Genomic DNA, 12,773 nt, shown 5'->3' on the forward strand with positions numbered 1-12,773 from the left:
GACAGGCATCCGGTGAGCACCAGCCCGTCCTCGTCGGCCAGTTCGACGGCGGCGCCCAGCATGGGGTGCGTGGTGGCGCCGAGGCCGGCGGAGCGGACGTCGCCGCCACGGGCGGCGAGGGGCACGGGCCAGAAGCGGCGGCGCTGGAAGGCGTAGGTCGGCAGGTCCACGTGCCGGGCACCGGTGGCGGCGAACAGCGCGGCCCAGTCCACGGTGGCACCGCGGACGTGGAGACGGGCGAGGGCGTCGACGAGGGTGTGCTCCTCGGCCCGGTCGCGGCGGAGCGCGGGGATCGCTTCGGCTTCGCCGTCGGGCAGCGCCGTCGCGGTCAGGGCGGTGAGGACGGCGTCGGGGCCGAGTTCGAGGAAGCGGCGGACGCCGGCCTCGTGCAGGGTGCGGATGCCGTCGGCGAAGCGGACGGCCTCGCGGACGTGGCGCACCCAGTAGTCGGGCGAGGTCAGGCCCTCCGCCAGGTCGCCGGTCAGGTTGGAGACCACCGGGATCGACGGCGCACGGTAGGTGAATCCGTCGAGGACCGTACGGAAGTCCTCCAGCATCGGATCCATCAGCGGCGAGTGGAAGGCGTGCGAGACGCGAAGGCGTGTGGTCCGGCGTTCGGCGAAGTATGCCTCGATCGCCGCGACGGCCTCCTCCGCCCCGGAGACCACGACCGAAGTCGGGCCGTTCACAGCGGCAAGCGACACGAAGTCGCCGAGCAGCGGCAGGACTTCCTCCTCCGTCGCCTGCACGGCCAGCATCGCGCCGCCGGACGGCAGCGCCTGCATCAGCCGGCCACGGGCGGCCACCAGGGCACAGGCGTCCTCCAGCGAGAACACCCCCGCGACGTACGCGGCCACGACCTCACCGATCGAGTGTCCGGCCACGAACTCCGGCCGCACACCCAGGGATTCGACCAGGCGGAACAGCGCCACCTCGACCGCGAACAACCCCGCCTGGGCGAACTCCGTCCGGTTCAGCAACTCCTCGTCCTCGCCCCACACGACGCCGCGGAGGGGACGATCGAAGTGCTCGTCCAGGCCCGCGCAGACGGCGTCGAAGGCCGCGGCGAACGCCGGGAAGCGGGCGTACAACTCCTCACCCATGCCGAGGCGTTGCGAGCCCTGACCGGAGAACAGGAACGCATTCTTGCCTTCGGATGCACATCCTCGGGCCGCCTCTGCCCCGTCGACGACCACCGCACGGTGCAGGAAGAGCGACCGCCTGGTCAGGGTGAACGCCACATCCGCAGCCGGGAGTTCATCGAGCTCCGCCAGCCGCGCGACCTGAGCGTCCAGCGCCGCTTCGGATTTCGCCGATACCACCCAGGGCATCACCGCCGCCGTGACCGCGGCCTCCTGCGCCACCTCGGGCTCGGCCTGCTCCAGGATCACGTGCGCGTTGGTCCCGCTGATCCCGAAGGACGACACGCCCGCGCGGCGCGGATGGCCGGTGGCCGGCCACTCGGTGCGCTCGGTGAGCAGTTCGGCCGCACCGGCCGTCCAGTCGACGTGCGAGGAGGGCGCGTCCACATGCAGGGTCCGCGGCAGCAAGCCGTGCTGCATCGCCAGTACCATCTTGATCACGCCGGCCACACCGGCCGCCGCCTGCGCATGCCCGATGTTCGACTTGATCGAGCCGAGCAACAAGGGCAGTTCACGGTCCTGCCCGTACGTCGCGAGGAGCGCCTGCGCCTCGATCGGGTCGCCCAGCGTCGTCCCGGTGCCGTGCGCCTCGACCGCGTCGACGTCGGCCGTCGAGAGCCCGGCGCTCGCGAGAGCCTGCCGGATCACCCGCTGCTGCGACGGACCGTTCGGCGCCGTCAGACCGTTGGAGGCACCGTCCTGGTTGACGGCACTCCCCCGCAGGACCGCGAGCACCCGGTGACCGCTGCGGCGCGCGTCCGACAGCCGCTCCAGCACGATCATGCCGACGCCCTCGCCCCAGCCGACGCCGTCGGCCGCGTCCGCGAACGAACGGCACCGGCCGTCGGCCGACAGGCCACCCTGCCGGGAGAACTCCACGAAGGTGTTCGGCGTCGACATCACGGTGACGCCGCCCGCGAGCGCCAACGAGCACTCACCGCTGCGCAGGGCCTGGGCCGCCAGGTGCATGGCCACCAGCGACGACGAACACGCCGTGTCCACCGTCACCGCCGGACCCTCCAGGCCGAGCGTGTACGAGACGCGGCCCGAGGCCACGCTTCCCGCGCTGCCACTGCCCTGGTAGCCCTCGAACTCACCACCGCCCAGCAGGCTCGCGTAGTCCGCGTACATCACACCCGCGAAGACTCCGGTCCGGGTGCCGCGCAGCGACACCGGGTCGATCCCGGCCCGCTCGAACGCCTCCCACGAGGTCTCCAGCAGCAGGCGCTGCTGCGCGTCCGTCGCCAGCGCCTCGCGCGGGCTCATGCCGAAGAACTCGTGGTCGAACTCCCCGGCGGTGTGCAGGAACCCGCCGGAGCGTGTGGAGGACGTCCCGATGTGCTCCGGGTCCGGGTCGTAGAGGGTCTCGACGTCCCAGCCGCGGTTCGTCGGGAAGTCGGAGACCGCGTCCACGCCGTCGGCCACCAGCCGCCACAGGTCCTCAGGCGACTCGACGCCGCCCGGGTAGCGGCAGGCCATGCCGACGAGCACGATCGGGTCGTCCGACAGCAACGGCAGCGCCTCGGGGACGTGGACGACGCCCTCGGTGCCGAACAGGCGCTCCAGCAAGAAGCCGGCGAGTGCCTGGGCGGTCGGGTAGTCGAACACGACGGTGGCCGGCAGCTCGAGACCGGTCACCGACTTCAGCCGGTTTCGCAGTTCGACCGCCGTCAGCGAGTCGAAGCCGAGGTCCTGGAACGCCTTCGACGGATCGACCGCCGAGCCGGCGTCGTGGCCCAGCACAAGCGCGATCTGGTCACGTACCAGGTCCAGGGCGGCCGCCCGCCGCTCGTCGCCCCCCAGGCCGGACAGGCGCTGCGCCAGGCCCGCCGACACAGCCGAACCGGCGACGACGGCGCGCCGCACTCGGCCCCGCACCAGGCCGCGCAGCAGGGCGGGCACCTCGCCGTGCGCGGCCATCGCCGCGAGGTCGAGGCGGACCGGCAGAACGGCCGGGTGTCCGGTGGCGAGCCCGGCGTCGAAGAGCGCGACGCCCTGCTCCGGGGGGATGGCCGACAGGCCGAGCCGGGCGATGCGCTCGGCCTCGGCGTCGGTGAGGGTGCCGGTCATTCCGGCCACATCGGACCAGGGGCCCCAGGCGAGCGAGACGGCGGGCAGGCCGAGCGAGCGGCGGTGGACCGCCAAGGCGTCCAGGTAGGCGTTGCCCGCCGCGTAGGCGGCCTGGCCCGCACTGCCGAACGTTCCGGCGACGGAGGAGAAGAGCACGAAAGCCTCGACGTTCTCGCCGGCCCGGTGCAGGTTCCACGCCGCGTCCGCCTTCGGACGCAGGACGGCTGAGACACGCTCGGGGGTGAGAGAACCGATCACGCCGTCGTCGAGCATCCCGGCCGTGTGGACGACCGCGCGGATCTCGTGCCGGGCGAACAGTTCGGCCACGGCAGCCTCATCGGCCACGTCACAGCCCTCGACCGTCACCTCCGCGCCGAGCGCAGCCAGCTCGGCGAGCAGCGCGTCGACGCCCTCGGCATCCGTGCCCCGGCGGCTCACCAGCAGCAGGCTGCGCACGCCGTGCTCGGTCGCCAGGTGCCGGGCCACGACCTTGCCGAGACCTCCCGTACCGCCGGTGATCAGGACTGTGCCGCCACTCGGCCACACCACCGCTCCGGCCGTGGCTTCCGGCCGCACCAGACGAGCGGCCAGGACCTCACCGTCACGGACGAGCAGCTGCGGCTCGTCCACACCCAGGGCGGCGGGCGGCAGTTCTTCCGAACCCGCCAGATCCACCAGGCCGAACCGGCCCGGCTCCTCCGACATCGCCGACCGCACCAGACCCCACACCGCAGCGCCGGGCAGATCCTCGCCCGCCACCACACCACGCGTCACGAACACCAGACGCGACGCCGCGAAACGCTCCTCCGCCAGCCAGCCCTGCACCAGGCCCAGCACGCGGACCGTCTGCGCGTGCACCTCATCGGCGGCCGTCTCGATCACCACCACCGGCGGCACGTCCGCCGGCACGTCCGCCAGCGACTCCAGCACCACGAACTCCGTCGCAGCGGCCGTCTTGACCGGCACCCAGTCCACCCGGAACAACCCGTCCCGGCCCACCGGGCCCGCCTCACTCGCCGGCACCGGGCGCACGACCAGCGACCCGACGGTCGCCACCGGGTTCCCCTCCGTGTCGGCGATCGCGAGCGACACCCCACCGCCCGCCGACGAGGTCAGCCGCACCCGGACCGACGACGCGCCGGAGGCGTGCAGCGCCACGTCCTCCCACGCGAACGGCACGCCGCGCTCGTCGGACCCGGTCAGCGCGAACGCGTGGAGGCAGGCGTCGAACAGCGCCGGGTGCAGGCCGAAGCCACTGCCGTCAGTCCCCTCGGGCAGGGCGACCTCCGCGAAGACCTCGTCCCCGCGCCGCCAGGCCGCCCGCAGGCCCCGGAACGCCGGCCCGTACTCGAACCCGGCCTCCGCCAGGCCCTCGTACAGCCCGGCCGCGTCGACCGCCTCGGCACCGGCCGGCGGCCACACGGCCGCCTCGAACGCCACGGGCACCGCGCCCGAGCCCGAGCCCAGCACACCGCTCGCGTGGAGGGTCCAGTCCGTCCCGTCCGCGTCGTCCGGCCGGCCGTGCATCGTGAGCGCACGCCGCCCGGACGCGTCCGGCTCACCGACCCAGACCTGCACCCGCACGCCGCCCCGCTCGGGCAGGACGAGCGGCGCGGCCAGCGTCAGCTCCTCGACCAGATCGCAGCCGACCTCGTCCCCGGCCCGCACCGCCAGCTCGACCAGAGCCGTGCCCGGCACCAGGACCGAGCCCATGACGACGTGGTCCGCGAGCCACCCGTGCGAACGGGCCGACAGCCGACCGGTGAACAGGTAGCCGTCCGTGTTGACCAGCTCGACGGCCGCGCCCAGCAGCGGGTGCTCGGCAGCACCAAGCCCCGCGAGCCGGACGTCGCCGCCGCGCGCGAGCGTGACCGCCGGCCAGTAGTGCCGGTGCTGGAACGCGTACGTGGGCACTTCCACGGTGCGGGCACCGGTCCCGGCGAGGAGGGCGGCCCAGTCGACGTGGGCGCCGGTGACGTGCAGGCGCGCAAGCGCGGTCAGGACGCTCGTGTCCTCGGCCCGGTCCTTGCGGAGGGCGGCGGCCAGGACGCTGTCCCCGGAGAGGGACGTGGCCGCGAGCGCTGTGAGGACGCCGTCGGGGCCGAGCTCCAGGAAGCGGGTGACGCCGGCAGCCTCCAACGCGCGCACACCGTCGGCGAAGCGGACGGCCTCGCGGACGTGGCGCACCCAGTAGTCGGGCGACGTCGGGCCATCGACCAGTGCGCCGGTCAGGTTGGAGACCAGCGGGATCGACGGAGCACTGTAGCTCAGCCCGTCGAGGACCGTACGGAAGTCCTCCAGCATCGGGTCCATCAGCGGCGAGTGGAACGCGTGCGAGACCCGCAGGCGGGACGTCCGGCGGTCGGCGAAGTGCGCGCGGATCGCCTCGACGGCCTCCTCCGCGCCGGACACGACGACAGAGGTCGGGCCGTTGACGGCCGCAATCGAAACGAACTCGCCGACCAATGGAAGGACTTCGTCCTCGGTCGCCTGCACCGCCAGCATCGCACCGCCCGAAGGCAACGCCTGCATCAGACGGCCACGGGCACTCACCAGCGCGCAGGCGTCTTCCAACGAGAACACCCCGGCCACATGCGCGGCCGCCACCTCACCGATCGAGTGCCCGGCCACGAACTCCGGCCGCACACCCAGGGATTCCACCAGCCGGAACAGCGCCACCTCGACCGCGAACAACCCGGCCTGGGCGTACTCCGTCCGGTTCAGCAACTCCTCGTCCGCACCCCACACGACATCCCGCAGCGGAAGCTCAAGAGCCCCGCACACCTCATCGAAAGCCCGAGCGAACACCGGGAACCGGCCGTACAGCTCCCGCCCCATCCCCAGCCGCTGCGACCCCTGCCCCGAGAACAGGAACGCCGTCCCGCCCTCACCCACAAGCCCTCGGGCCACCTCGGCGCCGTCGACGAGCACCACCCGGTGCGGGAAGGCCGTCCGCCCGGACAGCGTGAACGCCACATCCGCAGCCGGGAGTTCACCGACCTCCGCCAGCCGCGCGACCTGAGCGTCCAGCGCCGCCTCGGACCTGGCGGATACCACCCAGGGCATCGCGCCCACCGTCGGCGCAGCGTCCTGCACGGCCTCGGGCTCGGCCTGCTCCAGGATCACGTGCGCGTTGGTCCCGCTGATCCCGAACGACGACACGCCCGCCCGGCGGAGCCGGCCGGAATCCGGCCACTCCTGGGCCTCGGCCAGCACTTCCACCGCACCCGCCGTCCAGTCCACGTGGGACGAAGGCGCGTCCACGTGCAGGGTGCGCGGCAGCACCCCGTGCTGCATGGCCAGCACCGTCTTGATCACGCCCGCGACACCGGCCGCCGCCTGCGCGTGCCCGATGTTCGACTTGATCGAGCCCAGCAGCAGCGGCAGTTCGCGGTCCTGCCCGTACGTCGCGAGGAGCGCCTGCGCCTCGATCGGGTCGCCCAGCGTCGTCCCCGTACCGTGCGCCTCCACCGCGTCCACGTCCGACGCGGACAGCCCGGCACTCGCCAGCGCCTGCCGGATCACCCGCTGCTGCGACGGACCGTTCGGCGCCGTCAGACCGTTCGACGCACCGTCCTGGTTCACCGCGCTGCCGCGCAGGACCGCCAGTACGCGGTGCCCGTTGCGACGGGCGTCCGACAGCCGCTCCAACACCACGACACCGACGCCCTCGCCCCAGCCCACGCCGTCCGCCGCATCCGCGAACGAACGGCACCGGCCGTCGGCCGACAGGCCGCCCTGGCGCGAGAACTCCACGAACGTCCCCGGCGTCGACATCACCGTCACGCCGCCCGCGAGCGCCAGCGAGCACTCGCCGCCGCGCAGCGCCTGCGCCGCCAGGTGCATCGCCACCAGCGACGACGAGCACGCCGTGTCCACCGTCACCGCCGGGCCCTCGAACCCGAAGGTGTAGGACACCCGGCCGGAGGCGACACTGGGGGCGCTGCCGTTCCCCCGGAAGCCCTCGAACTCCTCGCCGTCGAGGAGCGAGCGGTAGTCGGTGTACATGATGCCCGCGAAGACACCGGTCCGGCTGCCGCGCAGCGTCACCGGGTCGATGCCGGCCCGCTCGAAGGCCTCCCACGAGGTCTCCAGCAGCAGGCGCTGCTGCGCGTCCGTCGCCAGCGCCTCGCGCGGACTCATGCCGAAGAACTCGTGGTCGAACTCCCCGGCGGTGTGCAGGAACGCGCCCCGCCGGGTGTACGACGTGCCCGGGACGGACCGGTCCTCGCTGTAGAGCGAGTCGACGTCCCAGCCGCGGTTCGTCGGGAACTCGGACACCGCGTCCACGCCGTCGGCCACCAGCCGCCACAGGTCCTCCGGCGACTCGACGCCGCCCGGGTAGCGGCAGGCCATGCCGACGATGACCACCGGGTCGTCCGACGGCACCGGGAGCGGCGACGGGAGTTCCTCGGCCTCCTCGGCACCGAACAGACCCTCCAGGACGAAGCCTGCCAGCGCACTCGCCGTCGGGTAGTCGAACACGACGGTGGCCGGCAGCTGGAGACCGGTCGCCGACCGCAGGCGGTTCCGCAGCTCGACCGCCGTCAGCGAGTCGAAGCCGAGATCCTGGAACGCCCGCGAGGGGTCGACGACCGAGCCGCCCTCGTGGCCCAGGACCACGGCGATCCGGTCGCGCACCAGCTCCAGGACGGCCCCCCGCCGCTCGTCGACACCAAGGCCGGACAGCCGCTGCGCCAGGCCCACCGAAGCGGCCGAGCGCGCGACCACCGCGCGCCGGGCCCGGCCGCGCACCAGTCCGCGCAGCAGGGCGGGCACCGAGTCCCGGGCCCGCAGCGCCGCGAGGTCCAGCCGGACCGGAAGGATCGCGGGCTCGCCCGCCGTGAGCGAGGCGTCGAACAGCGCGGCACCCTCGGCGGGGGTGAGCTCCGGCATGCCCGAGCGGGCGATCCGCTGCAGGTCGACGTCGGCGAGCGTGCCGATCATGCCTCCGTCGCGGGTCCACGGGCCCCAGGCCTGCGAGACGGCGGGCAGGCCGAGCGAGCGGCGGTGCAGGGCCAGCGCGTCCAGGTAGGCGTTGCCCGCCGCGTAGGCGGCCTGCCCCGGGCCGCCGAAGACGCCGGAGACGGAGGAGAACAGGACGAAGGCCGCCAACTCGCGGTCCTTCGTGGCCTCGTGCAGGTTCCAGGCCGCGTCCGCCTTCGGGCGGAGGACGGCGCTCACTCGCTCCGGGGTCAGCGAGCCGATCACGCCGTCGTCGAGCACGCCGGCCGTGTGGACGACCGCGCGGATCTCGTGCCGGGCGAACAGGTCCGCCACCGCCGCCGGATCGGCGACGTCACACGCCTCGACGACGGCCTCCGCTCCGACTGCCGCCAGCTCGGCGAGCAGTTCGTCCGTGCCCTCGGCGTCCGATCCCCGGCGGCTGACCAGCAGCAGCTGCCGTACCCCGTGTTCGACGGCCAGGTGCCGGGCCACGACCCGGCCCAGGCCGCCCGTGCCGCCGGTGATCAGGACCGTGCCCTCACCGGCCCACACCACCGGCTCGCCCGCCGATTCGGCGCGCACGAGCCGGGCCGCGAGGACCTCCCCGTCGCGGACGAGCAGCTGCGGCTCGTCCACACCCAGGGCGGCGGGCGGCAGTTCTTCCGAACCCGCCAGATCCACCAGGCCGAACCGGCCCGGCTCCTCCGACATCGCCGACCGCACCAGACCCCACACCGCAGCACCCGACAGGTCCTCGCCCGCCACCACACCGCGCGTCACGAACACCAGCCGGGAGGCCGCGAAGCGCTCCTCGGCCAGCCAGCCCTGCACCAGCTCCAGCGCGCGGACCGTACGCGCGTGCACGTCGTCGTCCGCCGGTCGGATCACCACCACCGGGGGCACGTCCGCCGGCACGTCCGCCAGCGACTCCACCGCCACGAACTCCGTCGCGCCGGAGGCCCTCACCGGCACCCAGTCCACCCGGAACAACCCGTCCCGGGCCGCCGCCGACTCCCCGCTCGACACCGCGCGCAGGGCCAGCGACCCCACGGACGCCACCGGCAGGCCCTCGGCGTCGGCGACCGCCACCGCGACGGACTCCTCGCCGGTCCGGGTGACGCGCACGCGCACCGAGGACGCGCCGGAGGCGTGCAGCGACACGTCCTCCCAGGAGAACGGCACGACGCCGTGCGGCATCCCGTTGAAGGCCGTCACGTGCAGGACGGCGTCGAGCAGGGCCGGGTGCAGGCCGTAGCCGGTGCCCTCGATGCCCTCCGGCAGGGCGATGTCGGCGAAGACCTCGTCCCCTCGCCTCCAGGCCGCTCGCAGGCCCCGGAACACCGGGCCGTACGCGTAGCCACCGTCGGCCATGCCCTGGTACAGCCCGGTCAGGTCGACCGCCTCGGCACCGGCCGGCGGCCACACCGACGCGTCGAACGCGGTGCGCGCCTCCCCCACGGCCAGGACGCCGGTCGCGTGCTGGTCCCAGGCACGGCCGTCGGCACCCTCGGGCCGGGAGGCGATGGTGAAGGTGCGGCGGCCGTTCTCGTCGGCCGCGCCGACCCGCAACTGCAGCTGGACGCCCTCGCGCTCGGGCAGGACGAGCGGCGCAGCCAGGGTCAGTTCCTCGACGCGGTCGCAGCCGGCCTCGTCCCCGGCGCGGACGGCGAGTTCGAGGAACGCGGTGCCGGGCAGCAGGACGTTGCCGCGTACCACGTGGTCGGCGAGCCAGGGGTGGGACTGCCGGGACAGCCGGGAGGTGAACAACAGGCCGTCGTCGTCGGAGAGTTCGAGCGAGGCGGTGAGCAGCGGATGGTCGGCGGTGTCGAGGCCCGCGGCGCCGAGGTCGCCTGCGGTCGTCGGGGCGGTGGCGGGCCAGTAGCGACGGTGCTGGAAGGCGTAGGTCGGCAGGTCGACCGGGCGGACGCCGGTGCCGACGAAGAGCGCGGCCCAGTCGACCGGCGCGCCGGTGACGTGCAGGTGCGCGAGCGCGGTCAGCACGCTCGTCTCCTCGTCCTGGCCCTTGCGGAGGGAGGAGGCCAGCACGGCGTCGTCGGAAAGAGTGGAGGCCGCAAGCGCCGTCAGGACGCCGTCGGGGCCGAGTTCGAGGAACCGGGTGGCGCCGGCGGCCTGCAGCGTGCGGACCCCGTCGGCGAAGCGGACGGCCTCGCGGACGTGGCGCACCCAGTAGTCGGGCCCCTGGAGGCCGTCGACCAGGCCGCCGGTCAGGTTGGAGACCAGCGGGATCGACGGCGCCTGGTACGTCAGCCCGTCAAGGACCGTACGGAAGTCCTCCAGCATCGGATCCATCAGCGGCGAATGGAACGCGTGCGACACGCGCAGCCGGGTCGTCTTCCGGTCGGCGAAGTGCGCGCGGATCTTCTCGACGGCCTCCTCCGCGCCGGAGACCACGACCGACGTCGGGCCGTTCACAGCGGCGATGGACACGAACTCACCCAGCAGCGGAAGGACTTCGTCCTCCGTCGCCTGCACGGCCAGCATCGCGCCACCGGCCGGCAGCGCCTGCATCAGACGACCACGAGCACTGACCAGCGCACAGGCGTCCTCCAGCGAGAACACCCCCGCCACATGCGCGGCCGCCACCTCACCGATCGAGTGCCCGGCCACGAACTCCGGCCGCACACCCAGGGATTCCACCAGCCGGAACAACGCCACCTCGACCGCGAACAACCCCGCCTGGGCGAACTCCGTCCGGTTCAGCAACTCGTCGTCCGCACCCCACACGACATCCCGCAGCGGAAGCTCAAGAGCCCCGCACACCTCGTCGAAAGCCCGAGCGAACACCGGGAACCGGCCGTACAGCTCCCGCCCCATCCCCAGCCGCTGCGACCCCTGCCCGGAGAACAGGACCGCCGTCCCACCGCCCCGGACCGCGCCCTCGACGACCCCGCCCGAGCCCGCCGCCAGCGCGTCGAGCCCACGCAGCAGCGCGTCCCGGTCCGAACCGATGACCACGGCCCGGTGGTTGAGCATCGACCGGCTCGTGGCCAGCGCCGCCGCGACGTCAGCGGCCGGCAGGCCTGCCGCGACGTCGCGCAGGCGGGCGGCCTGGGCGCGCAGCGCGTCCGGCGTCCGGCCGTTCAGCACCCACGGTACGACGGCCGGGGCCGGGGCAGCCTCCGCAGGCTTCTCCGCCACAGCCTCGTCCGCCTGCTCCAGGACCACGTGGGCGTTCGTCCCGCTGATGCCGAACGCCGAGACGCCGGCCCGGCGCGGTCGGCCGGTCTCCGGCCAGGCACGGGCCTCCGTCAGCAGTTCGACGGCGCCGGCCGTCCAGTCCACGTGCGAGGACGGCTCGTCGACGTGCAGGGTGGCCGGCAGCACCCCGGCACGCAACGCCATGACGGTCTTGATGACACCCGCTACGCCGGCCGCCGCCTGGGCGTGGCCGATGTTCGACTTGACGCCGCCGAGGTAGAGCGGGCGCTCGGCCGGTCGGTCCTGCCCGTACGTCGCCAGCAGCGCCTGGGCCTCGATCGGGTCGCCGAGGGTCGTACCGGTGCCGTGGGCCTCGACCGCGTCGACCTGGTCGGTGGCGAGCCGGGCGTTGGCGAGGGCCGCGCGGATGACCCGCTGCTGGGAGGGGCCGTTGGGGGCGGTCAGGCGGCTGCTGGCACCGTCCTGGTTGACGGCGGTGCCGCGGACGACGGCGAGGACCTCGTGGCCGAGGCGCCGGGCGTCCGAGAGCCGCTCGACGAGCAGGACGCCGACACCCTCCGCCCAGGAGGTGCCGTCCGCCGCCTCCGCGAAGGGCTTGCAGCGCCCGTCGGGGGCGAGGCCGCGCTGGCGGGAGAACTCGGTGAACAGCCGGGTGGTCGGCATGACGGCGACGCCGCCGGCGACGGCCATCGAGCACTCGCCGGCGCGCAGCGCGCGGACCGCGAGGTGGAGGGCGACGAGGGCGGAGGAGCACGCGGTGTCGACGGTGACGGCCGGGCCCTCCAGCCCGAGGGTGTAGGCGATGCGGCCGGAGAGGACGCTGACGGCTCCGCCGGTGAGAAGGTGGCCCTCGGTCTCCTCGGTCTGGCGGGCGAGGGAGCCGTAGTCGGTGTCGGCGCCGCCGATGAACACGCCGGTGTCGCTGCCGCGCAGGGCGGCGGGGGCGATCCTGGCGCGTTCGATGGCCTCCCAGGCGGATTCGAGCAGGAGCCTCTGCTGCGGGTCCATGGCGAGGGCCTCGCGGGGGGCGATGCCGAAGAGTTCGGCGTCGAAGTCGGCGACGCCGTCGACGAACCCGCCGTGGCGCACGTAGCTCTTGCCTGGCGTGCCGGGGGTGGGGTCGTAGAGGCCCCCGGTGTCCCATCCACGGTCTTCCGGGAGGTCACCGATGGCGTCGGCGCCGTCGGCGACGAGCCGCCAGAGGTCCTCCGGGGTGCGGACACCTCCGGGGTAGCGGCAGGCCATCCCGATGATCGCGATCGGCTCGGCGTCCCTCGCCTCGACGGACTCCAGGCGCAGCTTCGTGCGCCGCAGGTCCGCGGTGACCTTCTTGAGGTAGTCGCGGAGCTTGTCCTCGGACGTGCTGGCCATGGGTGGGAAACCTCGCAGTTCGGAAGGGTGGTACGGGGCCGCGGGCCGGCGGCGGGCGGGTCG

General features: G+C 73.9%; 1 protein-coding gene (cut by a window edge). It reads right to left on the minus strand.

Features of this window, described 5'->3' with window-relative positions:
• Positions 1-12,710, minus strand: partial view of an SDR family NAD(P)-dependent oxidoreductase gene (locus ACIRST_RS17425; protein ID WP_402803001.1) — the beginning only. Its footprint begins 17,761 nt before the window's first position; 12,710 of the gene's 30,471 nt are visible here — the first part of the coding sequence; the start codon lies at positions 12,708-12,710; the stop codon falls past the left edge of the window.
• Positions 12,711-12,773: the final 63 nt, after the last annotated feature.

It is taken from the genome of Kitasatospora sp. NPDC101447 (assembly GCF_044767225.1).
Classification (GTDB): domain Bacteria; phylum Actinomycetota; class Actinomycetes; order Streptomycetales; family Streptomycetaceae; genus Kitasatospora.